This window comes from Pseudoalteromonas sp. (genome assembly GCF_036960685.1).
Lineage (GTDB): Bacteria > Pseudomonadota > Gammaproteobacteria > Enterobacterales > Alteromonadaceae > Pseudoalteromonas.
Genome location: NZ_JBALXK010000006.1, coordinates 43,816 through 69,084, shown reverse-complemented (window position 1 = coordinate 69,084; position 25,269 = coordinate 43,816). Strand labels below are relative to the sequence as shown.

The following is a 25,269-nucleotide window of genomic DNA, read 5'->3' as shown; positions in this document are numbered from 1 at the left end:
ATGTTTTTTTATTCATTAATTGGTACGACTGAGTGGATTCGAACCACCGACCCCTACCATGTCAAGGTAGTGCTCTAACCAACTGAGCTACAGTCGTACAATAGTGAGTTCTTAAATATAATTTATTCTTATGATTTTGAATAAATTTGGTACGACCGAGTGGATTCGAACCACTGACCTTTGGACCGGGTGATCAAGAGTAGGTAGTGCTTTTTCCTTCGATGGTACTTTTATTTAATTTTTTACTTAAATTTGGTACGACCGAGTGGATTCGAACCACCGACCCCTACCATGTCAAGGTAGTGCTCTAACCAACTGAGCTACGGTCGTATCATAAATTTAAGTTGTGTTAATTACTTAACAACGGACGCTAATATATAGCGTGCGCCTGAGTGAATCAAGCTCGTTTATGCATTTTTGGTTTGTTTGCCGTTTTTTTATTCATATTGGGCTGATTTCACACGTTTTATAAAACGTTTGCCACCAAGTGACGTGCGTTTTTGCTGAATCTTTGAATGCAGTGAGCAAGTTATTTGGCTGATTTTGCTCAAGCAGTGCAGCAAGCCTAGGTTGATTTATAGTCGTACCGAGCCAAAGCTGTTGATATAGCGGCATCAATCGCTCTAAAGCGCCTGATAGCTGTGCTTGATAGGGTTGTAATTGTGCTAAGTAATACTTTTTAAATACGTTACTGACTATTTGCGCTTGGCGTTTATTTTTTAGTGGGTTACATAGTTCATTAAGCTCAATGCTTGCTAAATAGCGACTGGTACTTTGATTAAAGTATGTTTGTTGACGCACGGCGCTTATCAAAGCTTGATTAAAGTTAAACTGGCGTAGCACCGATAGCAGCGGGTAGAGTGCTTTGCTATCTATTTGTGCGTATTGCTGTTGTATTATTTGCTGCTTTAACGTCAGCAAGTTTTGCAGGGCAATCTCTGTTTCTACAAGGCCAGCTAAGTTTGTATCAAGTGCATAGCTGGTGAGTTGCCAAGTACGTTTTAACTCTGGATCCTTATAAAGTAAGTGGTTGAACTGCTTTAATAGCCGCTGTTTTTTGTTGGCTAGTTCCCGCTTTATTGCGTGATAGCTTTTTGATTCAGGGCTTAATTTATCTAAGCAGCTGGGGGCCAGTTGAATAAACTGGATTTGATAAGCTAGTTGACCGGCTGCGGTGGCAACTTTTCCCAGTTGACTATTATGCTCTGCTATCAGGGTATTAAGTTTACAATGAGATAGTTGCGCTAGCTGTATTATGCTTAATTGTTGTGACTGTATTGACTCATCATTATTGCTAATAGGGGCTAACTTAAGATTAGTGAGTTTTGCTGTCTCTGGAAATGGTTTATCAAGTGCCGTGGCGAGTCGCTGTTGATACTGATCATTAATATCCGTTGCTCTATCGCTACAGGCACTTAATAGTAAATACATTAAGAAAGTAGCAAGGCAAGCAAATCGTTTGTTTTGCTTGCCTTTGCTGTTAGTTATATTAAGCGCTTTTAAGTGGTTCATGTTTGAATCTATTTGCAACGGTTAGCATTAATAAAATAGCAGCAACACTTAAACCAACAATAATACCTACCCAAAAGCCATGTGGTCCCATCGCTGGCACAATCAAATCGGTACGTGCTAAAACAAACCCCAATGAAAAACCAATTAACCAGTAAGATAGAAAGGTAATATAGGATATGGGAGCGGTATGTTTTAAACCCCTTAAAATACCGTTGGCGGCTACTTGTAGAGCATCAGGGAGTTGATAAATACAGGCTAAGATCATAATAGATGTTGCCAGTGCGATGACTTGAGCATCATCGGTATAAAGTTGGCTGATGATATCACGACCAAAGAAGGTGATAGCCGCAAGTAGTGCCGCAATGATCATAGCAAGAATATAACTTGTTGAAATTGCTTTTTTTAATTGCTCAAAATGATGCTGGCCGTATAAATTACCAATCCGAATACTGATCGCAATAGATAAGCTCAATGGCATCATAAACAGTAAGGTTGTAACACTGGCAGCAATCTGATGGCCGGCCACCGCAACGGCACCTAAATGCGCAATAAATAATGGGATACAGGCAAATAAAGTGACTTCAAAAAAAGTCGCTAGAGAAATAGGAATGCCGATTTTAGTAATGGTCCACATAGTATTGAGTTGCGGCGCTTTAAAGTTGGCCAACAGGGTTTTGGCATCCACTTTTTTACTCAATTGGCAGTAAATGACTTGTGCAATAGCCATTGCGCTGAAAACCAAAGCCGTGGCAATCCCACAGCCCGCACCGCCTAGTGCTGGCATACCTAGCTTGCCATAAATAAATATGTAATTTGCAGGGATATTGACCGCAAGGCCAATTAAGCTGATATAAAAAGCGGGCTTGGTCATCCCCATGCCTTCGGTGATATTGCGATATACACTGAACACTAAAAAGCCAATAATTCCCCATTTTACATAATGAATGTAGTCATAGGCCATATTGGCGATAGCAGGGCTGGTATCAAGCTTTAAAATGATAACGTCGGCAAAGTAGGCAATGGATAAACCAAATACGCTTAATATGCCCGCAAGATATAAGCCTTGTTGAAAATAATGGCTGATACCTGTTTTATCGTTAGCGCCAGAAAATTGCGCGATAATACCGGTCAGGGCTAACAATATACCTTGCAGAGCAAGCATTGCTGGATTCCAAACCCCCGTGGCAATGGAGAGCGCGGCTAAATCGGTTGGACTGACTTGTCCTGCCATGATGGTGTCAACCACCGACATTAAAACGAGTGTTACTTGTGCTAAAAAAACGGGGATTGCCAGAGAAACTAGCCGTTTGGCTTCCCAACTACAAAAAGTCATATTACTTGCTACGTAAACTGAAGAGGCCGTTATTGTAATCGATAAAGCGTAGAATAAAAAACTATAGCGGTGAGTTAAGGCTATTGATTGCAGTATTAATGAATGGGATCGGTTAAACTACAGCGTAAAAATAAATCCATGTTTTAAAGGGCGGTTTAAGTTATGTTTACAGGTATTGTGCAAACACAAGCCAAGGTAATTACAAATAATTATCAACACAGTGTTATGCGTTTAGTTCTTGCTGTCGCGCCACATTACATTACCAAATTAGAACTCGGAGCCAGCATTGCTATTAATGGTTGTTGTTTAACGGTTGTTAAAGTTCAACCTACAACCGAGCATGGCTTAGCAGAGGTTTATTTTGATGTGATTGATGAAACATTAAAGCTGACTAATCTAGGCAAACTTACCTCTGGTAGCACTGTTAACTTTGAACGCTCTATGACGTTTGGCACTGAGTTGGGTGGGCATATTGTGTCTGGTCATATTCATTGCATGGCCGAGGTTAAAGCGATTATTCACACAGACGGTAATTGTAAAATACAGCTAAGCCTGCCCAATAAGTGGCAAAAGTATGTGCTTTATAAAGGGTTTGTCTGTGTTAATGGAGCGAGTTTGACTGTGGGTGAAGTAGACGAGCAAGGTTTCTGGTTACATTTAATACCAGAAACACTAGCAATTACCAATATTGGTCAGACTGAGGTGGGTGATGAGCTCAATATTGAAGTTGACCAGCAAACTTATACCATTATAAACACAGTTGAAAATTATTTACGGCTACAGTCCTCACAGTAACAGTCATCACAGTAACAGCTAGCACTTAACTGCAACTACATAACTGCTACTAAAGTAAAATTGCCAGCTTAAAATATTTGTTCGTCATCACTGTCTATGTGTAACTCGACTTTATTAATAGCATAGTCAATATGCATATTGAAGTGGATTGGGTTACAGCATGCGCTGCAATCTTCAAAGTAGTCTTGATCACCATCGCTGGCATCAAGAGTAATGTGAATATGGTGGCCACAGTGTGGGCAGCTGATCCGTTGTGATAGGTGATTTTGCATAAATGATCCAACCTTACAAAGCAGAGCTAATAAAGCATGACTATTTATAGTGTCGGATAAATTGTTATGCTCCACATAGTTGTACGCAGCGCCTGATATTACTGGGTTTGTGCAATTTCAGGCGATACCTAAATATAGTCTGCTTTAGCCATTTATGACATTAATTTGACAATAAAAACCCCCTTATTTCAGCAGTCGTTCTATTTGTTGTTTAGCTTCAGTAAGATAGTGGCCAGCAAAAATATTAGCGTGATTTAAAATGGGGTAAAGCTGGTAAATTAATTTGCGTTGTTCATAGCCTTGGCTTAGCGGATAGTGTTTATTATAGGCAATGTAAAAGGCCTCTGGAAGCGGAGCAAAGAGTTCGCTCATAGCAATATCAACTTCCCGATCACCATAATAGCAGCTGGGATCAAAAATACTGGGCACACTGTGAATAAAGCCCATGTTACCACGCCAAAAATCGCCATGTAATAACGATGGTTGCACGTTATGACTGTGTAACATGTCTTTTATAAATGCGACAAAGTAATCTTTATCTACTAACTCAATGCCTTTTTCGTGTAGTAATTGTAGCTGCCAGCCAATTCGCTCTTCAGCAAAAAATATATTCCACTTTTTATGCCAGCGATTAGGTTGAGCGGTCGGGCCAATAAAGTTATCGTGATCAAAACCAAACATGGCTTGGCGATGTTTTAGGTGTAAGCTTGCAAGGTGGCTTCCCATAATATGCCAATTGGTATGGGGCTGCGGATCTAGTTCAAGCCATTCTAATACAATAAATGAAAACTCAATACTAGAGCCAGTAGTGATACAATCTGGCACCATAAATAAGCTCTCTTGGGTGAGTAGCTTTAAATTGTGGGCTTCGTTTTCAAATCGCTCAAGGTCATTACGATGCGCGACCTTAACAAAGTACTGATGAATACCATCGCTTATTTGAAATAGTTTATCACTATTTGGACTTTGCAGTTGGCACTTACTGGTGTGCTTAAAGTCAAAATGCATAGCTTGGCTGATTTGCTCGTTAACCGTATTCCACATAGCATTGTTCACCTTTTATACAGATAGTTAAACTATGGCAAAAAGTAGTTAAATAAACAAACTCTTGAGAGTAAAATTCATATTTTAAAACTGCGTGCTAAGCGTTATACGATAACCCAACTGGAGGAACAATGAATAAAAGCCTTATTACTAATGTGATTGCGGGAATTTTCGTAGCTAGTGGTTTTTTATTTAACCAAGCAATTGTGCTGTCAATCGGCTTGTTTGCACTTTCTGGTGCGGTGACTAACTTACTCGCGGTGCATATGTTATTTGAAAAAGTCCCGTTTTTATATGGCTCGGGTGTGATCCAACTGAAATTTGCAGGATTTAAAGTCGCGATTAAAAACCTTATTTTAACAGAGTTTTTTTCAGAGCAAAAAATATCACAGCTACTTGGCAATAAAACCATCAATATTGATTTACAACCGGTGATCAATGAAGTTGACTTAAACCCCGCATTCGACACACTTTTAGATGTTATCGAGCACTCTCAATTTGGCAGTATGTTAGCCATGTTTGGTGGCAGCGCTGCGGTAGAGCCAATGCGTGAATCTTTTATAGAAAAAATGCGCAGCTCATTACTTGATATCAGTGAAACCGCTGAGTTTAAGGCGCTAGTTAATAGCAGGCTCACCCAGACCAGTCTGGCAAGCGATTCATTATTTACAACGGTGTCAGGGCTTGTTGATGATCGTTTAGATGAACTGACTCCAAAAATGGTGAAGGACATTATACAAACCATGATCAGAGAACATTTAGGTTGGCTTGTCGTATGGGGTGGTGTGTTTGGTGGTTTATTTGGTCTTGTGGCAGCAATCATTTAATTTTTTAGGTAGCTAATTTAAGCTGGCCAACAACTCGCCAGCTTAAATTATTTGCATTTTTGACATGCTATTTAGAACCTGCAACAACCAAAATTGTTTGCTGCTCTAATTTTGCTATGTCTTGAATTGATGTGCCAGTAGCCGTTTCAAGCCCTAAATACTTTGCGGTTTTATTAAAACCGTAAGTACTAGCAAATTGGGTCATGTTCATATTATTACACTGTAGCTTTTCGGCTGTGATGTTTTTATTAATACGCAACTCTTTCATAGTTAAATAAAGTTGGATTGGTCTATTTGATACCACGGCCATACAAACTCGTGTGCCAGGGCTGTTATCTGCCGCGACAAATTCAGCTGCTTGTGTGTTAGTTGTAGTTAATGCTGCGGTACCTAAAAGTAATGTTGTACAAAGTGTAGTTGTTAAAGTATTCATCATCATTCTCCAGTGGTTTGGGTAAGTTGTCCTGTTGACGAATGTATTATTGGCCATATTTTTAATTAATGCTGTAAATGAAAATCGACAAGATGTAACACCGTATGTGAATGTGTATAAATAAATATAACATACTGATTATAAAGTAATTTATATGTGTATTTTGACATATTCAATGATATTTATTTTTCATTTTTTTTCTTGATTTTGGTTGTTTTTCAATCTGCTTTCATTGGTTTTACATGCTATTTACTTTAGAGTAAATGCACTTTGTCACACTGTAGTGCTGACATATTTTTTAACCCTGTTATGATCGCCTTGATTATAAAAATACCAGTCTATTAGGAGACTCTGTGAGTAAAACATTGGCGAGTTATTACCAGCAAGCTTACGCCTGTGAACAGCATAATTTTAATCGTTGCTTTTATTGTGGTTGTGAAGCGACGGAGCGCGATCATTGCCCGCCATTACATATGCTACAAAGCATTATTGATTTAGGTGAAGAAGCTGAATTTATAAGTATTCCAGCCTGTTATGAGTGCCATGCGATATTACACAATGAGCGTTTAATGACCATTGACGAACGCTTTTCTAAATTAAAAACCAAGTTGGGTACTAAATACGCAAAACCATTACGTGTTTACAACATGTGGCACGAAAATGAACTTAGTGACATGAGTGATGAGTTTGCGCATAGCATCAAAGCTGGCATGATATTAGGTAAAGAAGCTGCAGAGCGCTTAGCGTTTAGTGGTTTTAGTTATGCAACAGAAGAAGCGAAAGTAACAGTACGTGAAAAAACCGCGGAGTTTGATGTTGAAGGCGTCATTTTTACTGACTTTAAAGAAGCATTAAACTATTGTATTAGTGCATTAAAAGTGCAAAAAAGTGATTTTTACAAAATATTAGTAGAAGATTACCAAGGTGATTTTAATAAAGCGCTGAGCCAGTATCGACATCGTCACGATAAAGTCACTGCCGCGAAAGACGGCAATTGTTTAATTAAAGACTTTTCAAAATTGCATAAACAAAATTCAGATTTTGTAACTCGCACTGTTAAGCATTTTATTACTAAAGATCCCAGTCTCACCACCGAAGCTGCACTAGAGCAGTTATATAACAATTATATTAAAAAATAACATGGTAAATTACATTCATCTTGTATAAATGCAGATTTGGCTTATTTTTTAGCTTTATAGAATGTATTTATATACAGTAACAAAAAAATAACAGGGATTAACATGATGCAAAAATTTGCTCCATCATTGTTGGTTGTTGCTCTTGGTGTCGCTTTAGCGGGTTGCCAAGATAATGACCCACAAGACGAAAAAGTAACAATTAATAAAAACCCATACCCAAGTACCTACAAAGCACTTAAATCAACAACAACGTTGATCAGCAATGCAACTGTTTTAACAGGTACTGGCGAGCGTTTAGAAGAAGCGGACGTATTGCTTGTTGACGGTAAAGTGCAACAAGTTGGTAAAGACCTTACTGCACAAGCCGACCTTACAATAGACGCGCAAGGTAAATGGGTAACCCCAGGGTTAATTGACGTGCATTCACACTTAGGTGCTTATCCAAGCCCGTCAGTTGAATCTCACCAAGATGGCAATGAAATGACCAGCCCGAACACTGCAGAAGTGTGGGTTGAACATTCAATCTGGCCACAAGATCCCGGTTTTAACCGCGCGCGCGAAGGCGGTATTACGTCATTACAAATTTTACCCGGTTCAGCTAACTTATTTGGCGGCCGTGGTGTAACTCTAAAAAATGTACCAGCACATACTATGCAAGGTATGAAGTTCCCAGATGCGCCATATGGCTTAAAAATGGCGTGTGGTGAAAACCCAAAACGTGTTTATGGCCGTAAGGGTGTATTACCATCAACACGTATGGGTAATATGGCAGGCTATCGTACTGCATGGATTGGCGCTGCAGAATATAAGCGTGAATGGGATAAGTACGATGCTGATTATGCTGCGGGTAAAAACCCTGAAGTACCGCATCGCGATATTAAGTACGATACATTACGTGGCGTATTAGAAGGCGAGGTAATGATCCACAATCATTGCTATAAAGCCGAAGAAATGGCAATGATGATTGACCTGTCTAAAGAGTTTGGTTATCACGCAGGGACTTTCCATCACGGTATTGAAGCTTACAAAATTGCTGACTTACTAGCTGATAATGGTTCGTGTGCTGCGCTTTGGCCAGATTGGTGGGGCTTTAAAATGGAAGCCTACGACATGGTGCAAGAAAACGTAGCGATTGTTGATGCGGTGAAAAACTCATGTGCAATTGTACATTCAGATTCTGATACGACAATTCAGCGCTTAAACCAAGAAGCGAGCAAGGTCATGTACCGTGCTAACGATAACGGTTTTAATATTTCTGAACAGCATGCAATAAAATGGATCACTTCAAATGCGGCAAAAGCATTAGGTGTTGCTGACAAAACAGGTTCACTTGAAGCAGGTAAACAAGGCGATGTGGTCATTTGGAATCAAAGCCCATTCAGTGTTTATGCTAAAGCTGAGCAAGTCTTTGTCGATGGTGCAAAAGTGTATGATCGTTATGATGATACATTCCAAGCCCAAAGCGATTTTATGTTAGGTCAAAAATAAGGAGTAACTAGGATGACAAAATTAACACATTCATTTTCGCTCTCGCTAGTTGCTGCCGGTTTATTAGCAAGTACAGCGGTTGCTGCGCAATCAATCGCCATCATTAATGCCACGGTACACACCTCGACAGAGCAAGGTGTATTACAAGGTGCGAGCATTATTATGGATGAGGGCAAAATTACTGCCATCAACCCGGAGAAAGTTGCAGCGGACACGATTATAGACGCTAAAGGCCAAATTGTGACTGCAGGCTTTATCGGCACCATGAATCAATTAGGCTTAGTTGAAGTGGGCGCTGTTGCAGGCTCTCGCGATGGTGGCGATGATAAAGCGGGGATCGACTTTGATCCAAGCCTAGCCTTTAATGCTCACTCAAGCTTGATCCCATACGCACGCAAAGGCGGTATTACCCGCGATGTGATCACCCCACATGGCGGCGACAGTATTTTTGCGGGCCTTGCCAGTGTTGTTGATTTAAGTGGCGAGTTTGACAGCGTAAAACAAACGCAAGTGGCGCTGGTGGTGCATTTAGGCGAGAAGAGCAAAGGCTCTCGTGCTATGTCACTGAAAAACCTTGTTGATAAGCTTACTGCACATCAACAAAACAGTAACAAGAAAGATAAAAAAGATGCAGCCAGCCCAAGTACTGAAGAGACAGTCCTCACCAAAGTGTTAGCGGGTGAAATGCCTTTGCTAGTTACAGCCTCACGTGCATCTGACATCATTGAGCTGATTAAACTTAAACAGCAGTTTTCACTTAATTTGGTGATTGCAGGTGCACAAGATGCAGTGGTTGTGAAAGAGCAGTTAGCACAAGCTAATGTCCCTGTGATTGTAAGCGCAATGGAAAGCTTACCTGGTAGTTTTGATTCGCTACATGCGAGTTTAGACAATGCTGGCAAGCTTGAAAAAGCAGGCGTGAAGGTATTGCTATCAATTGCCGGTGATGCCAGCCACAATGTTTACCAGTTACGTTTTGATGCAGGGAATGCTGTATCTTATGGCATGACGCAAGAGGGTGCGTTAAAAGCAATTACAGCAAACGTTGCCGATGTATTTGGTATCAATGCAGGAAGTGTTGCGGTAGGTAAGGCCGCTGACTTAGTAATGTGGAACGATGATCCGTTTGATTTTACTAGTCACGTAACTAAAATGTTTATCAATGGCGAAGAGGTCTCAACCGAAGCTCGTCAGGATAAACTACGCAAACGTTATACAACGGATTCAGAAATGCCGCGCGCATATACTAAATAACGTTAGTTTAGCTGTTAGAAAAGGTCGCATTTGCGGCCTTTTTTTGTTCTTATAAACAAAACTTACTGTTTTTTGCCGATAAAAAAGGCGCTCACTGTTATCAGTGAGCGCCTTTTAAATTTAAAGCGATAGTTAAACTAGTTTAGCTAAAATATCGTTAAATGTAGTGCTAGGGCGCATTGCTTTAAATGCTGCATCATCATTAGGTTGGAAGTAACCACCAATGTTAACAGCTGGACCTTGCGCATCGTTAAGCTCACTAACGATTTTATCTTTGTTGCTTTCTAAATCGCTGGCGATTTGAGTGAATTGAGCTTTTAGTTCACTGTCATCGTTTTGCTTAGCAAGCTCTTGTGCCCAGAATAAAGATAAAAAGAAGTGAGAACCACGGTTATCAATTTCTTTAACTTTACGTGATGGTGATTTATTTTCAGCAAGGAAAGTACCGGTTGCTTTATCAAGTGTATCAGCAAGTACTTGTGCTTTGTTGTTACCCGTAGTCACGCTTAGGTGCTCAAGTGACGCCGCAAGTGCTAAGAACTCACCTAAAGAATCCCAACGTAAGTGGTTTTCTTTTTCGAACTGTTGAACATGCTTAGGTGCTGAACCGCCTGCACCAGTTTCGAATAAGCCACCACCATTCATAAGCGGCACGATTGATAGCATTTTCGCACTTGTACCAAGCTCAAGAATTGGGAATAAATCAGTTAGGTAATCTCGTAATACGTTACCCGTTACTGAAATAGTGTCTTTACCTTCTTTAATGCGCGCAAGTGAGAACAATGTTGCTTCAAGCGGTGCTAAAATTTGGATATCAAGACCAGATGTATCGTGATCTGGTAAATACGCATTCACTTTTTTGATTAACTGTGCATCGTGAGCACGGTTTTCGTCAAGCCAGAAAATTGCAGGGTTACCAGTCGCACGTGCACGGTTTACAGCTAATTTAACCCAATCTTGGATTGGTGCATCTTTAACCTGACACATGCGCCAGATATCGCCTTGCTCAACATTGTGTTGTAGCAATACGTTATCAGCACTATCAACAACACGGATCACACCGTTTGCAGGTGCTTCAAATGTTTTGTCATGTGAACCATATTCTTCCGCCTTTTGCGCCATTAGGCCAACGTTAGGTACGCTACCCATTGTTGTTGGATCAAAAGCACCGTGTTCTTTACAGAAGTCGATAGTTGCTTGGTAAACGCCAGAGTAACAACGATCAGGAATTACAAAGCTGGTATCTTGTAATTTACCTTCACTGTTCCACATTTGACCGCTTGAACGAATGGCAGCAGGCATAGACGCATCGATGATCACATCACTTGGTACGTGTAAGTTAGTGATACCACGGTCTGAATCAACCATTGCAATTGCAGGGCGTGTTGCATAAACCGCGTCAATATCAGCTTCGATTTCAGCGCGTTTAGCTTCATCTAAGGTTTGAATCTTAGCGTAAACATCACCAAGACCATTATTTACATCAACACCAAGCTCTGCGAATAATTCACCGTGTTTAGCAAAAACATCTTGATAGAATACTTTAACAGCATGACCGAAGATGATTGGATCAGATACTTTCATCATGGTTGCTTTCATGTGTAATGAAAACAAAATGCCTTTTTCTTTAGCTGCTTCAATTTCAGCGGCTAAGAAAGCTTGTAGTTTAGTAACACTGATTGAAGATGCATCAATCACTTCACCAGCTAGTAGTGGTGTGCTTGCTTTAAGTACAGAAACATCACCGTTTGCAGCAACGTGCTCGATACGTACATCAGTAGCAGCATCAAGCGTCACTGATTGCTCTGAGCCAAAGAAATCACCTTCGCTCATGCTGGCAACGTTTGAAGCAGAATCTTTGCTCCACGCACCCATTGAGTGTGGGTTATTACGTGCATATTCTTTCACAGAGCCAGGTGCACGACGGTCAGAGTTACCTTCACGTAATACTGGGTTTACAGCACTACCTTTGATTTTGTCGTAAGTGGCTTTAATTGCTTTTTCTTCGTCTGTCTTAGGCTCTGCTGGGTATTCTGGTAGTGCATAACCTTTTGCTTGTAATTCTTTAATCACGGCACGTAACTGTGGTACTGACGCGCTGATATTTGGCAATTTAATGATGTTTGCTTCAGGTGTTTTAGCCAGCTCGCCTAATTCTGCAAGGGCATCACCAATACGTTGTTCTTGCGTTAAATACTCAGAGAAGTTAGCAATAACACGGCCAGCTAAAGAGATGTCACGTGTTTCAACTTCAACGCCAGCGGCATTGGTGTATGCTTGGATGATCGGCAGCAAAGAGTAAGTTGCTAGTGCCGGAGCTTCGTCTGTTTTAGTGTAGATAATTTTTGATGTCATCATCATTCCTAGATAGTAGGCATTAAGAGCCATATTCAACAATGCAAAGAATATCATCGCCATCATGAGTGCATGAGGTGGCAATGATCAGTCTGTTAGGTGTTAATACTGTTGATTCAATAATCACACCTGACGAACTGTAATAAATTTTATGTTATTTGCAGGCTAAGTAAATTAGCCATTAGCCTAATTTTTACCGCTTAAAGGGCCGTAGTTAGCTAATTTTAAGCACAAAGAGTGTAACAAGCTTGACCCAAAAGGGCTAATAACAAATATAACATTGGGGTATTAAAAAAGAATTTCAAGAGGAAGAACAGTTTTTGTTCATACTGAACAATAAATTGATTGTGACATAAAGGGAGCTATTTAAATGAAATGCAAAAAAATAAAAAGGAATTAAGCGAGGATCTTTACAGGTCGCTCGCTTTAGTCGAACTTCTAAAACAACTACACTAAATCATCATTAGGAGCTATGTTAGTCGCGTGCATGCCTTTTGGGCCTTGCTGCAATTCGAATGTTACATCTTGACCAGCTTTAAGTGTTTTATAACCGTCCATCACAATCGTTGAGTAATGGGCGAATATATCATTCTCGCAGCCGTCTTCTACGATGAAACCAAAACCTTTGGCATTATTGAACCATTTGACTTTACCACAAGCCATACTTCTACATCCTTCTATAAGTTGACTAATTTAGTTATTCTAAACCGTATAGTTTGATAGACTGACTAAGGTTTAATCAATCTACAACTGACTGTAGTTTATTTCACCAGTCAGTCAAGTGTTTTAAACTATTTTTTAACATTTAATTTATTTTTTTATTCAAGTTTGCTTGAGTTCCAAAGACAAGACTATATTTAATTATGAGTGGCATGAAAGATTCAGGTGTTATAGACACAGTTCGCGATAGTGAGAAGCAAAAACTGCAACCACCGCGAAAATACAAGGTCATTTTAAATAATGATGATTACACGCCTATGGACTTTGTGATAGAAGTACTAACGACGTTTTTTAATATGGATAGCGATAGAGCAACAGATGTGATGCTGCAAGTTCATCAAAATGGTCGTGCGATATGTGGCGTTTATAGCGCCGATGTAGCGTATACCAAAGTTGAACAAGTTAACCGTTATGCACGGGATAACGAGCATCCACTGCTATGTAGTTGTGAGCAGGAATAATACCAAGGTAGGGTGATCAAAATACCCATCACAACGGTATATATATTTTATCTCAGTAAGGGGTTGCTAATGCTAAACAAAGATTTAGAACTAACTTTAAACGCAGCGTTTCGTGAAGCGCGTACACGTCGCCATGAATTTATGACTGTAGAGCACTTATTACTTGCGCTACTAGACAACCCATCGGCTGGAGAAGCGCTGCATGCCTGCGGGATTGATATGTCAGCACTGAAAGCTGAGTTATCAGAATTTATAAATGAAACGACTCCAGTCATTCCTGATTTAGAAGAAGAGCGCGAAACACAACCAACACTTGGTTTTCAGCGAGTATTACAACGTGCTGTATTTCATGTGCAATCATCGGGCAAAAATGAAGTAACAGGTGTTAATGTCTTGGTGGCGATTTTTTCTGAGCAAGAAAGCCAAGCGGTGTATTTACTGAAGAAAAGCGATGTTTCTCGTTTAGACATCGTGAATTTTATTTCTCATGGTATTTCTAAAGCGGATGATGACATCGGTGGTGAAGATGCTGATGACATTCACGAAGAAGCACAAGCTGTACAAGGTGAAGAGCCAAGTAAATTAGAAAACTTTACCTCTAATTTGAATGTGCTCGCCCGTGAAGGGAATATCGACCCATTGGTGGGCCGTGATAGTGAAGTTGAGCGAACGGTGCAAGTATTGTGTCGGCGTAAAAAGAATAATCCGTTATTAGTTGGCGAAGCAGGGGTGGGTAAAACCGCCATTGCTGAAGGCTTAGCGTATCGTATTGTGCATGAACAAGTCCCCGATGTGATTGCCGATGCTGTAGTGTACTCGTTAGACATGGGCGCGTTGCTTGCAGGCACTAAGTACCGTGGCGATTTTGAAAAACGCTTTAAAGCCTTACTAAAAGAGCTTCAGGCGAAACCAGGCGCGATTTTATTTATTGATGAGATCCATACCATAATTGGTGCCGGAGCGGCCTCTGGTGGCGTTATGGATGCCTCTAACTTACTTAAACCACTATTATCAAGTGGCAAGTTACGTTGTATGGGTTCAACTACCTATAACGAGTACAAAAATATCTTTGAAAAAGACCGTGCCTTAGTTCGTCGTTTTCAAAAAATTGATGTGCTTGAACCCAGTGTGGCAGATACCACCAAAATTCTTAATGGCTTAAAAGAGCGTTACGAAGAGCACCATGGTATTCGTTATACGCAAAAAGCGCTAAAAGCGGCTGCGGAGCTCAGTGCTAAGTATATTAACGAGCGTCATTTACCGGATAAAGCGATTGATGTGATTGACGAAGCGGGTGCCAGTCAACGACTTCAACCGATTTCAAAACGTAAAAAAACCATCGGTGTGGCAGATATCGAATTGATCGTGGCAAAAATGGCGCGTATTCCGCAGCAAAGTGTGTCATCGAGCGATAAAAAGACCCTTAAAAATCTTGATCGTAACTTGAAGATGTTGGTATTTGGCCAAGATCAATCAATCGATGCACTAACCTCGGCCATTCGCTTATCGCGCTCAGGCTTATCAAATGAAGACAAACCAGTCGGTTCGTTCTTATTTGCAGGGCCAACCGGTGTCGGTAAAACAGAGGTGACCAAACAGCTTGCAAAATGTATGGGTGTTGAGTTTATTCGTTTTGATATGTCTGAGTACGTTGAGCGCCACGCAGTGAGCCGTTTAATTGGTGCGCCTCCAGGCTATGTTGGTTTTGAACAAGGTGGTTTGTTAACTGAGGCTGTGATTAAAAATCCACATTCAGTTGTATTACTGGATGAGATTGAGAAAGCCCACTCAGATATCTACAATATTTTACTGCAAGTGATGGATCATGGCACGCTGACCGATAATAACGGCCGTAAAGCGGACTTTAGAAACGTGGTAGTGGTGATGACCACTAATGCCGGTGTTCAAGAGACTGTTCGTAAGTCGATTGGTTTCACTGATCAAGATCACTCCCATGATGCGATGAGTGAAATTAATAAAGTATTTTCGCCAGAGTTTAGAAACCGCCTAGATAACATCATTTGGTTTAACCACCTTGATCGTGATGTCACGTTACTGGTTGTTGATAAATTTATTGTTGAGTTACAAGCGCAATTGGATAAAAAATCGGTTAACTTGGAGCTGACTAACAAGGCTCGGGAATGGTTGGCAGATAAAGGCTACGATAAAGCAATGGGTGCACGACCAATGGGCCGCGTGATCCAAGAGCAATTGAAAAAGCCGTTAGCAAACGAGATTTTATTCGGTGAACTTATCGATGGCGGCACAGTTAAAGTGTCTGTCAAAGATAAAAAATTACGTTTTGATTATGAAACGAATTTAACACCTGCATAATCGCAGCGTTAAATAGAAAACAAAAAGCCCAGCAATTGCTGGGCTTTTTGTTTATTAAATGTAATGGTCAGCAACTGCCTTCAATTACATTTAATAAACGCTTCAAGCTAGTGCAGAAAGTAACTAAGTTACTCAGACAACTTAGCTAAAAACTTGATATTTCGTTAACGCACTAACTTAGCGAGCACGGAATACGATGCGACCTTTTGATAAATCGTATGGGGTCATTTCTACGGTAACTTTATCGCCGGTTAGAATGCGGATATAGTTTTTACGCATTTTACCTGAAATGTGAGCCACAACTACGTGACCATTTTCAAGCTCAACTCGGAACATTGTATTTGGTAAAGTATCAAGGACCGTCCCTTGCATTTCGATTACGTCTTCTTTCGCCATGTTTAGCGTAACACCTCTTTAATAGTTAAACGATGCAGATTCTGCCGAAAATACACCAATAAGTAAAGCCGCAGTAGGCATTTTTGCAAATTAAATAGCCAGCCACTGCTCTGCAACCCTATTTTGAGCAGGTAAAAATTGGGTTTTGTAACGCATTTTTGCACATTCATCTATTTGATAGCCTAAATAGACAAATTCTTTATCGTATTGTTTGGCAAATTTGAGCTGCTCTAAAATCATAATAGTGCCCACACTGTAGTGCTCGTAGTCAGGGTCAAAAAATGTGTAAATAGCAGAAACAGCGTTGTGCATACAATCAGTTACCGCTACGGCAACCAATTTTTCTTGATCCCATAACTCAATAAAAGTGATAGGTAACCAATGACAAAATATAAAACTGTTGAACTGATTTTGCTCGGGTGGGAACATCGAGCCATCTTGATGACGCTCGGTAATGTATTTACTGTACAACGGGAAGTATTCGGGGTGTTGTTGATCTGAGTATTTCACGGTAAAGGTATTTTTTGCTTTATTAAGTTTACGTTTTTGCGATTTTGTCGGTAAAAATGCTTTAGCTAATACACGCACAGACTTACATGCGCTGCAAGCGGGGCAGTGAGGTCGGTAGATTTGGTCACCACTGCGACGAAACCCCAAAGCCAGTAACGCTTCAAATTTACTCGGGGTATAACAACTGTGATCTAAAATCACTAACAGTTGCTCTTGTCGATCAGCTAGGTAGCTGCAATCAAATTGTTGGCTTAATCCTAAACGGGCAGGTAAGTGTTCAGTCATAAATAGCGATAAGCTCCTGAGGTTGCCACATTGTTGCCGGAATAATAAAATCTTCTGCTGCTTTAAGCTTAGTTAAAAATTCTGAGCGTGGTAGTACTTTTTCGCCTAAAGTAACTAAATAAGGGTTTTCAAGCTGACAGTCTATAAAATGCGCTTGATGGCGTTTTAACCAATTAACCAGTGCCCACATGGCTAATTTTGAACAGTTTGCTTGATGGTGAAACATTGATTCGCCACAAAATACACCATGTTGCATAATGCCGTATAAACCACCGACCAGTTTATTGTCTGACCAAACTTCTACACTATGAGCAAGGCCTGATTTATGTGCATCCTTATAGGCATTGAGCATTTTTTTGGTGATCCAAGTACCATCGGTTGCTAAGCGTTGCTGACGACAGGCAGCAATGACCTCAGTGAACGCAGTATTGATGGTCACTTTAACAGGATGTTTTTTTAAATGTTTACGCAGGCTTCGGCTGACATGAAATTCATCCAGTTCTATAATGCCTCGCTCACTGGGCGACCACCACATAATTGGCTCATATTCACTAAACCAAGGGAAAATCCCTTGCCCATACGCGTTTTTTAAGCGCGTTATGGATAAGCAACCGCCTATAGCAAGTAAACCATCTGGATCATCTAATGCGTGGGTGGGATCAGGAAAAGCAAAGTGGTTTTTAGAGAGTTGATAAAGTTGTTTAGTCATAGCACCGATTGAATAACTGAATGATCAAGAGAAAGTGTAACCTGTTGCTTTAAATTCATAAACAACAAATTATTGGAAGGAATTACATTTTAGCGCCATATTTTCGCTAGGCAAAAAAAAGCGCGTTAAAAACGCGCTTTAATAAGTGTTAACTTGTCGAATTAACTAACAACTTTTACTGGTACTGCTTGTCCAGCGTTAAACTTAGTTGTCATCGCTTCTTCAACAGGTGTAAACGATGTAAGGTCAATGCCTTCAACCGCTGACTTGTACTCTTCGATAGTCGGGAAGCGACCAAGCACAGTAGAAAGCACTACAAGCGGCGTTGAACCTAGTAGTGACTCACCTTTTTTCTCAGCTGTATCGGCTACTACACGGCCTTGGAACAGACGTGTTGACGTTGCGATTACAGTGTCACCAGGTTCTGCTTTCTCTTGGTTACCCATACATAGGTTACAACCAGGGCGTTCTAGGTATAAGATATTTTCATACTTAGTACGTGCCGCTGTTTTAGGTTTAGAATCGTCAAACTCAAAACCAGCGTACTTAGCTAGAATATCCCAATCGCCTTCAGCTTTTAGCTCATCAACAATGTTATATGTTGGTGGCGCAACAACGAGTGGTGCTTTAAATTCAATTGAACCGTTTTTCTTTTCTAGGTTACGTAGCATGTGAGCAATAATTTTCATATCGCCTTTGTGAACCATACACGAACCAACAAAACCTAAATCAACAGGCTTGTCGTTGTAAAAAGAAACAGGGCGGATCACATCGTGAGTATAACGCTTAGAAACATCGTCGTTATTTACGTCTGGATCGGCAATCATTGGCTCAACGATTTGGTCTAAATCAACCACTACTTCTGCGTGGTATTTAGCGTTGTCATCTGGAGAAAGTGCTGGCTCTTCACCAGATTGGATACCAGCAATACGTTTGTCAGCTAAATCGATTAGACCTTGCAACGTTTGCGCTTCGTTATCCATACCTTTGTTGATCATGATCTGGATACGGCTCTTAGCCAGCTCAATTGACTTGATCAGCGTTTCGTCGTTTGAAATACAGATTGAAGCTTTCGCTTTCATTTCTGCAGTCCAGTCCGTGAAGGTAAACGCTTGGTCAGCCATAAGCGTACCAATGTGTACTTCAATGATACGGCCTTGGAACACGTTTTCGCCACCAAATTGCTTCAGCATTTGCGCTTGCGTTGCATGTACAACGTCGCGGAAATCCATGTGCTTAGCCATGCTGCCTTTAAACGTTACTTTAACAGAATCAGGAATTGGCATCGCTGATTCACCAGTAGCAAGTGCAACCGCAACAGTACCTGAGTCGGCACCAAAGGCAACACCTTTCGACATACGAGTATGCGAGTCACCACCGATGATGATTGCACGGTCGTCAATGGTAATATCGTTCAATACTTTGTGGATTACGTCAGTCATAGCATGGTAAACGCCTTTCGGGTCACGAGCTGTGATAAGACCAAACTTATTCATGAACGCCATTAGTTTTGGAATGTTTGCTTGCGCTTTGCTATCCCATACAGATGCGGTATGACAACCAGACTGATATGCACCATCAACAAGAGGTGAAATTGTTGAAGCAGCCATTGCTTCTAATTCTTGCGCCGTCATTGGGCCGGTTGTATCTTGTGAACCAACAATGTTCACTCTAACGCGAACATTTGAACCTGCGTGAAGTGGTGTATCTGATAGAACACCTACCGCATTACGGTTAAAGATTTTTTCAACCGCTGTTAAACCTTGACCTTCATGTGAAATTTCTTTTGAAGGAGCGTATACAAGCGGAGTGTCGATGCCCAACGTTTCAGCTGCAAACGTTTGTAGTTTTTTACCAAATACAACGGCGTAAGAACCACCAGCTTTCATGAATTCAACTTTTTGCGGAGTGAAAGCTGACGATACATCAACCAGTTCTTTATCACCGTTATAAAGCTTTTTCTCTTTTGTATTGATTGTTAACACAGTACCAGTGGCAACTGAATAAGCTTCTTCAAGAACAGCATCGCCATTTTCATCAGTAACTGTATTGCCGTCTGCATCTACTTTCTTAACCCAGTTTTTAAGATCAAGACCAATACCGCCCGTTACATCAACCGTTGTTAAGAAGATTGGTGCGATACCATTAGTACCTGCAACAACAGGTGCAATGTTGATGAAAGGAACGTATGGACTTGCTTGTTTACCAGCCCAAAGTGCAACGTTATTCACACCCGACATACGAGATGAACCAACGCCCATCGTGCCTTTTTCAGCAATAAGCATTACTTTAGCGTTAGGGTGTTTCTTTTGAAGTTCAACAATTTCTTGTTGTGCTTCTTCAGTGATCATGCACTTACCATGTAATTCACGGTCAGCACGTGAGTGTGCTTGGTTACCTGGAGACAGTAAATCAGTTGAGATGTCGCCTTCACCAGCAATGTAGGTTACTACATCGATTTTTTCTTCGATGTCAGGTAATTTAGTGAAAAATTCAGCTTTTGCGAAACTCTCTAGTAACTCTTTTGCAATCGCGTTGCCTGCTTCGTATGCCGCTTTTATGCGCGCCATATCTGCATCGTATAAGAATACTTGAGTCTTAAGTACTTCAGCTGCTTGTGCTGCGATTGCTGCGTCATCAGCAAATGCTAAATCAATTAGCATTTCAATTGATGGGCCGCCTTTCATGTGTGAAAGCAACTCAAATGCGAATTCTGGAGTGATCTCTGCAACTTGTTCTTCACCAAGAATGATTTCTTTTAAGAACTGTGCTTTAACGCCCGCAGCACTGGTTGTTCCTGGTAATGTATTGAAGATAAAGAAATGCAGTGAATCTTTACGGTGCTCGTTATTAGTATCTTTAATTTGATTAATGATTTCTGATACTAGCTCAGCGCTATCGATTGGTTGTGGGTTTAATCCAAGCTCCGTTTTACGGGTTTGGATTTCTTCCATATATTTTGTATACAAACTCATAGAAAACTCTCGGTATTTTACTTGATATGAAGTTAAGCATTTTAACTGATTTTACAGTATCTAGTAATGCCTAAATGAATAAAGCTTTTGTGCCCAGCTATAATTATAGCTAGTTTTACTTACTATACTTTGACGATATTCATTGCACGGCCTTAGATCCTATCGCACCTAAGCCATTAATTGTATATATATAATGAATTCTCACTATAAACACGGTGAATGAAGCTTGTATCGTTTAACTAATTTTCGGGCACAAAAAAGGGCTGAAAATTCAGCCCCTAATTAATTTAGATTCTAAATTATAGATTATCTAAAAAGCGTTCAGCGTCTAATGCAGCCATACAGCCAGTACCCGCAGAAGTGATTGCTTGACGGTAGATATGATCAGACACGTCACCTGCTGCAAAAACACCCGGTACGCTGGTTTGCGTTGCGTTACCGTGAAGCCCTGACTCAACCACTAAGTAGCCGTCTTTCATTTCAAGTTGGCCTACGAACATGTCGGTATTTGGTTTATGGCCAATGGCAATAAATACACCAGCTAAATCAAGTTCTTCAGTGGCGTCTGAATTTGCATCTTTAATACGAATGCCGGTAACGCCCATTTGGTCACCCAGTACTTCATCAAGCGTGCTGTTGTAATGCAGTACTACATTACCGTTTGCCGCTTTTTCAGCTAAGCGATCCGCGAGGATTTTTTCACTGCGGAAACTATCACGACGGTGAATTACGTGAACTTCTTCAGCAATATTTGATAAATAAAGTGCTTCTTCAACAGCGGTATTACCACCGCCAACAACCGCTACTTTTTGACCTTTGTAGAAAAAGCCATCACAAGTAGCACAGGCTGATACGCCTCGGCCTTGGAAGTTAGTTTCAGACTCAAGGCCTAAGTATTTAGCTGAAGCGCCCGTTGCGATGATCAATGCATCACACGTATATGTGCCTTGATCGCCAGTTAATGTAAATGGACGTTTAGACACATCAACAGTATGAATATGGTCAAATACAATTTCAGTTTCAAAGCGCTCGGCATGCTCTTTCATACGATCCATTAATGCAGGACCTGTTAAACCATGAGCATCGCCCGGCCAGTTTTCAACTTCAGTTGTGGTTGTAAGTTGACCGCCTTGTTGCATGCCCGTAATCAATACCGGGTTTAAGTTTGCACGCGCTGCGTAGACTGCTGCGGTGTAACCTGCAGGGCCAGATCCTAAAATTAGTAACTTACAATGTTTTACTTCACTCATGTTATTTCTATCCTAAACGTTTCAATAGCGTATTAATGCGCTCGATTTTAAGAGAAACAAGGGGGAAGTAAATAAAAGCGGCGATTATTTTTTTTTCTAAATCGCAAAGCTGTCAAATATTGTGTACTAGAATTGCGATAAGTGTACGATTTGTATGATATCTGAGCTATTAATTCAGTATTAACGAAGCGCATGGCGTTAATTCATGACCAAACTGTGTTTTTTTGATATGTTTTAACTAATTTTGATTTGTGACCCTGTAAAAGGGTGACCTAAGTGAATAGGCAACTATGTTATTTTGGCAGGAAAAACCCGCGTACGGGTTGACTTCAAAAGACGTTAACGTCTTAACCAATGCACAAGAATATCGCACACATTTATTAACACTAATTGCGCAGGCTAAAACACGCATTTATATAACCACGCTTTATCTACAAGATGATGAAGCTGGGCGCGAAGTGCTCGAAGCGTTACATTTGGCGTCACTTGCCAACCCAGCGTTAGAAGTTAAAGTGTTGGTTGACTTTCATCGTGCTCAACGCGGTTTAATTGGTGCTGCAAAGTCAGACGGAAACGCTAGCTTATATTGTGAATACCAAGAAAAGTATCAATCCAATGTACAAATATTTGGTGTGCCAGTAAAAGCCAAAGAACTATTTGGTGTATTGCATTTAAAAGGCTTTGTAATTGATGACACGCTGCTTTATAGCGGCGCCAGCTTAAACAATGTGTATTTACAGTATCAAGACCGCTACCGACTAGACCGTTATTTTTTGGTCAAGCAGGCTGCGCTGTGTGATTCTATTATTAAGTTTATTGAGCAAGAACTGTTGAGCTCAGAGGCCGTACCGCGTATTGATATGCGGCCGCTAACAAAGTTTAATGATATTAAAGTTGTGCAAAAACAATTGATGCGTACTTTAAAACAAGCGGGCTATGCACACAGTAATGTGCAGAATCAGCAAGCGTTAGGTGTCAGGTTATTTTTGGGGCTAGGGCGTCGTAGTAATGAGCTCAACAGGGTGATCAAATCATTATTTGATACCACAGAGCAAGAATTAGTACTTTACACCCCATACTTTAATTTCCCTGCACCGTTAATGCGCTCATTGCGCCGCTTACTAAAACAAGGCAAGCAAGTAACCATTGTTGTGGGTGATAAAACCGCCAATGACTTTTACCTGCCGCCAAGTGAGCCGTTTAGTAAAATTGGCGCTTTGCCGTATCTATATGAAACGATTTTGCATAAGTTTTTAAAATCGCAAAAACGTCATATCAACAATGGTAATTTAAATGTTTATTTGTGGCAGCACGAATCTAATTCGTTTCATTTAAAAGGCATTTGTGCTGATCGTAAATATCATTTATTAAGTGGTCATAATTTAAACCCGCGTGCATGGGGTTTAGATATTGAAAACGGTATTTTATTAGAAGACCCAGAGCAAAGCTTAATGTCGGCTATTGATAATGAAAGAGCTGAAATATTAAAACATTGCCGCCGTCTAAATGGTGCTGAAGATTTAGAAACCATGGACGATTACCCGCCAGCAGTTAAAAAGCTATTAGGTCAAGCCAAACGTGTCAAAGTCGACTTTATTATTAAGCGTTTTATTTAAGTAAAGGCTTTGAGCAAATAGGGCGCTCAGAATTAGACGGCCAAGGAAAGCCGTTTCCGCTGATCCATATGCGTTTAGCAAAAGTCGCTGAGGTTGATTAAATGGAGCTCGTGATTTCAGATTCAATAACGTTAAAGCCATTAGCTATTAGCTTTGCCGCTGAACTTTATTCAGTTATCGCCGATAGTCGGGAAAATCTGAGTCAATTTTTACCTTGGGTTGATGGCATAATAGATGTTAATACTACTAAGCAGTATATAGCTGAACGACTAGACAGCAATAAAGCGGGCGCTCAGTGGTTTGCGATATATAGAGGCGATCGCTTAAGCGGTGTATTTGGTATTAAACACATTGATCCTGACAGTAAAGTTGCTGAATGCGGTTATTGGTTAGCTGATTTTGCACGCGGGCAAGGAGTCATGAATCAAGTGCTTACTAAAATAGTGCCTTATATAAAAAATAATAGTCACGCAAAAGTGATTGAGTTTTGTTGTTTAGACGAAAACCTAGCGAGCATTAAAGTTGTGCAACGCGCAGGCGCACAATTTAAATATTATCAAAAGGACACATCAATCTTCATTGCTAATAAGCATCAGCGTTTAGGTGTATATGAAATAAAGCTAACGTGAACAGTGCAGATGGTAAATAATAAAAAAAGGCGCAATACAATTGATATCGCGCTTTATTATTCTCGCTAACTCGCTAAAACGTCCACTCGACGTGAAACTGCGGTACCGACTCGGTGGTGTCAGTGCCTAGCTTGTTATGCCAGTATTGCCACTCAAGGCCAAGTAACAGGGTATTTTCTTTCATACTGATGGCGTGGCCTAAATCCCAAGTAATAATAGGTTGCGCTAAGATCCACGCTTTTACGTCTTCACCAAATTCATTTTCACGTTCAGCTATATACTCAACGTGACCCGTTACGTTAAATTTTTGCGATCCAATCGAAAACGGGTAACCCCATGCTACATCTAGCATCCAACTATTTGTTTCAATCGGTGCGCCACCACGAGCAACGCCATCGTTATCATCAATATAGGCCGTCACTAACGTTGATAGAAAGGTAAAACCAGGCGCTTGCCAGTTTACTTTTACACCGGGTAAATACTTTAATACTTTTGAATCACCGGCTGCGTTAAAGCCCGCCGTTAGGCCGATATCAGCAATCGCTCCATAAGACATATCGTTGCCGGATATTTTCGACAGACTGAATGTTGAGTACCACTCGCCGTAAAAATCTTTATCTTGATAGCCATCATCAGTGGCGTCATTAATATAATCAATAAAGAAGAAGTTATCGCCATAATCATAGGCTGATGCGTGCTGTAAAGACGCGATAGTGGTATTTGATTTTTGCCCTGTGAATGGGTTTTTAAAATCACCATTGTTAAGGTGTAATGCTGTGTTGCTCCAGTTAGCCGCTTGGCTAGAGGTGCTTGCCAAACAAATGGCAGCGAAGACGACGGTTTTTTTCAATGTTTTATCTCAAATCTAAGGTTGTTATCTAAACATGCTTCACTTTATGACTAACTAAACTTTAATCCTAAAGGTGCAACAT

General features: G+C 40.6%; 22 protein-coding genes and 2 tRNA genes. 9 read left to right on the top strand and 15 right to left on the bottom strand.

All coding sequences use genetic code 11. The features are described 5' to 3' along the window. Window positions 1-20 precede the first annotated feature (20 nt). From V7783_RS07315 to V7783_RS07300, 4 genes are all read right to left on the bottom strand, one after another. Window positions 21-97 (bottom strand) — tRNA-Val (locus V7783_RS07315). Between the two features lie 156 nt (window positions 98-253). After that, window positions 254-330, bottom strand: a tRNA-Val gene (locus tag V7783_RS07310). 111 nt (window positions 331-441) lie between these two features. Beyond that, complete coding sequence (locus V7783_RS07305) at window positions 442-1,512, bottom strand: DUF3080 family protein (RefSeq protein WP_335678151.1); 1,071 nt, start codon at window positions 1,510-1,512, stop codon at window positions 442-444. Further along, a complete protein-coding gene (locus V7783_RS07300; protein WP_335678150.1) occupies window positions 1,490-2,845 on the bottom strand; it encodes an MATE family efflux transporter in 1,356 nt (451 codons plus the stop codon). The genes V7783_RS07305 and V7783_RS07300 overlap by 23 nt, the downstream gene beginning before the upstream one ends. 162 nt (window positions 2,846-3,007) lie before the next feature. Between V7783_RS07300 and V7783_RS07295 the strand changes: the two genes are divergently transcribed. Then, window positions 3,008-3,640: a riboflavin synthase subunit alpha gene (locus V7783_RS07295; protein WP_335678149.1), complete on the top strand. Its 633-nt coding sequence runs from the start codon at window positions 3,008-3,010 to the stop codon at window positions 3,638-3,640. A gap of 68 nt (window positions 3,641-3,708) precedes the next feature. On the opposite strand, the gene V7783_RS07290 is transcribed toward V7783_RS07295, so the two are convergent. Continuing rightward, window positions 3,709-3,912 carry a CPXCG motif-containing cysteine-rich protein gene (locus V7783_RS07290; RefSeq protein ID WP_335678148.1) on the bottom strand — a complete coding sequence of 68 codons (204 nt, stop codon included), beginning with the start codon at window positions 3,910-3,912 and terminating at the stop codon, window positions 3,709-3,711. A 183-nt stretch (window positions 3,913-4,095) separates the two neighbouring features. After that, entirely contained in the window at window positions 4,096-4,956 is an 861-nt protein-coding gene (locus V7783_RS07285) for a fructosamine kinase family protein (RefSeq protein WP_335678147.1), read from the bottom strand. Window positions 4,957-5,087: 131 nt separating this feature from the next. On the opposite strand from V7783_RS07285, the gene V7783_RS07280 reads away from it, so the two are divergent. After that, on the top strand, window positions 5,088-5,783 hold the full coding sequence (locus V7783_RS07280; RefSeq protein ID WP_335678146.1) for a DUF445 domain-containing protein: 696 nt from the start codon (window positions 5,088-5,090) through the stop codon (window positions 5,781-5,783). Between the two features lie 67 nt (window positions 5,784-5,850). Here the strand turns inward: V7783_RS07280 and V7783_RS07275 are convergent, their stop codons facing one another. Next, entirely contained in the window at window positions 5,851-6,216 is a 366-nt protein-coding gene (locus V7783_RS07275; RefSeq protein ID WP_335678145.1) for a DUF3718 domain-containing protein, read from the bottom strand. 353 nt (window positions 6,217-6,569) lie between these two features. Here V7783_RS07275 and V7783_RS07270 point away from each other — a divergent pair, with 353 nt between their 5' ends. The 3 genes from V7783_RS07270 to V7783_RS07260 all read left to right on the top strand — a co-directional run bounded on the left by V7783_RS07270 (window position 6,570) and on the right by V7783_RS07260 (window position 10,097). Beyond that, window positions 6,570-7,355, top strand: a complete 786-nt coding sequence (locus V7783_RS07270) for a hypothetical protein (RefSeq protein ID WP_335678144.1) — start codon at window positions 6,570-6,572, stop codon at window positions 7,353-7,355. A gap of 105 nt (window positions 7,356-7,460) precedes the next feature. Further along, window positions 7,461-8,843, top strand: coding sequence for an amidohydrolase (locus tag V7783_RS07265; protein ID WP_335678221.1), 1,383 nt, complete (start codon window positions 7,461-7,463; stop codon window positions 8,841-8,843). 12 nt (window positions 8,844-8,855) lie between these two features. Beyond that, window positions 8,856-10,097: an amidohydrolase family protein gene (locus V7783_RS07260; RefSeq protein WP_335678143.1), complete on the top strand. Its 1,242-nt coding sequence runs from the start codon at window positions 8,856-8,858 to the stop codon at window positions 10,095-10,097. Between the two features lie 132 nt (window positions 10,098-10,229). Here the strand turns inward: V7783_RS07260 and V7783_RS07255 are convergent, their stop codons facing one another. Then, on the bottom strand, window positions 10,230-12,452 hold the full coding sequence (locus V7783_RS07255) for an NADP-dependent isocitrate dehydrogenase (RefSeq protein WP_335678142.1): 2,223 nt from the start codon (window positions 12,450-12,452) through the stop codon (window positions 10,230-10,232). 447 nt (window positions 12,453-12,899) lie between these two features. Continuing rightward, the gene (cspD, locus tag V7783_RS07250) at window positions 12,900-13,115 is read right to left on the bottom strand and encodes a cold shock domain-containing protein CspD (protein WP_064667018.1); all 216 of its coding nucleotides are present in this window, start codon (window positions 13,113-13,115) and stop codon (window positions 12,900-12,902) included. A gap of 209 nt (window positions 13,116-13,324) precedes the next feature. On the opposite strand from cspD, the gene clpS reads away from it, so the two are divergent. Both clpS and clpA read left to right on the top strand, forming a co-directional pair. Further along, the gene (gene clpS / locus V7783_RS07245; RefSeq protein WP_192542137.1) at window positions 13,325-13,633 is read left to right on the top strand and encodes an ATP-dependent Clp protease adapter ClpS; all 309 of its coding nucleotides are present in this window, start codon (window positions 13,325-13,327) and stop codon (window positions 13,631-13,633) included. A gap of 69 nt (window positions 13,634-13,702) precedes the next feature. After that, the gene (clpA, locus tag V7783_RS07240) at window positions 13,703-15,967 is read left to right on the top strand and encodes an ATP-dependent Clp protease ATP-binding subunit ClpA (protein ID WP_335678141.1); all 2,265 of its coding nucleotides are present in this window, start codon (window positions 13,703-13,705) and stop codon (window positions 15,965-15,967) included. Between the two features lie 177 nt (window positions 15,968-16,144). Here the strand turns inward: clpA and infA are convergent, their stop codons facing one another. From infA to trxB, 5 genes are all read right to left on the bottom strand, one after another. Beyond that, window positions 16,145-16,363 carry a translation initiation factor IF-1 gene (gene infA / locus V7783_RS07235; RefSeq protein WP_002962494.1) on the bottom strand — a complete coding sequence of 73 codons (219 nt, stop codon included), beginning with the start codon at window positions 16,361-16,363 and terminating at the stop codon, window positions 16,145-16,147. Between the two features lie 90 nt (window positions 16,364-16,453). Next, on the bottom strand, window positions 16,454-17,158 hold the full coding sequence (locus V7783_RS07230) for an arginyltransferase (RefSeq protein ID WP_335678140.1): 705 nt from the start codon (window positions 17,156-17,158) through the stop codon (window positions 16,454-16,456). Beyond that, window positions 17,151-17,867, bottom strand: a complete 717-nt coding sequence (aat, locus tag V7783_RS07225; protein WP_192542136.1) for a leucyl/phenylalanyl-tRNA--protein transferase — start codon at window positions 17,865-17,867, stop codon at window positions 17,151-17,153. The genes V7783_RS07230 and aat overlap by 8 nt, the downstream gene beginning before the upstream one ends. Before the next feature lie 161 nt (window positions 17,868-18,028). After that, the gene (locus V7783_RS07220; protein ID WP_335678139.1) at window positions 18,029-20,842 is read right to left on the bottom strand and encodes a bifunctional aconitate hydratase 2/2-methylisocitrate dehydratase; all 2,814 of its coding nucleotides are present in this window, start codon (window positions 20,840-20,842) and stop codon (window positions 18,029-18,031) included. Between the two features lie 299 nt (window positions 20,843-21,141). Next, window positions 21,142-22,092, bottom strand: a complete 951-nt coding sequence (trxB, locus tag V7783_RS07215; protein ID WP_335678138.1) for a thioredoxin-disulfide reductase — start codon at window positions 22,090-22,092, stop codon at window positions 21,142-21,144. Window positions 22,093-22,382: 290 nt separating this feature from the next. On the opposite strand from trxB, the gene pssA reads away from it, so the two are divergent. Next, window positions 22,383-23,708, top strand: coding sequence for a CDP-diacylglycerol--serine O-phosphatidyltransferase (gene pssA / locus V7783_RS07210; protein ID WP_064667011.1), 1,326 nt, complete (start codon window positions 22,383-22,385; stop codon window positions 23,706-23,708). A gap of 101 nt (window positions 23,709-23,809) precedes the next feature. Beyond that, a complete protein-coding gene (locus V7783_RS07205; protein WP_335678137.1) occupies window positions 23,810-24,337 on the top strand; it encodes a GNAT family N-acetyltransferase in 528 nt (175 codons plus the stop codon). A gap of 73 nt (window positions 24,338-24,410) precedes the next feature. Here the strand turns inward: V7783_RS07205 and V7783_RS07200 are convergent, their stop codons facing one another. Continuing rightward, a complete protein-coding gene (locus V7783_RS07200) occupies window positions 24,411-25,187 on the bottom strand; it encodes a hypothetical protein (protein WP_064667009.1) in 777 nt (258 codons plus the stop codon). Between the last annotated feature and the right edge of the window lie 82 nt (window positions 25,188-25,269).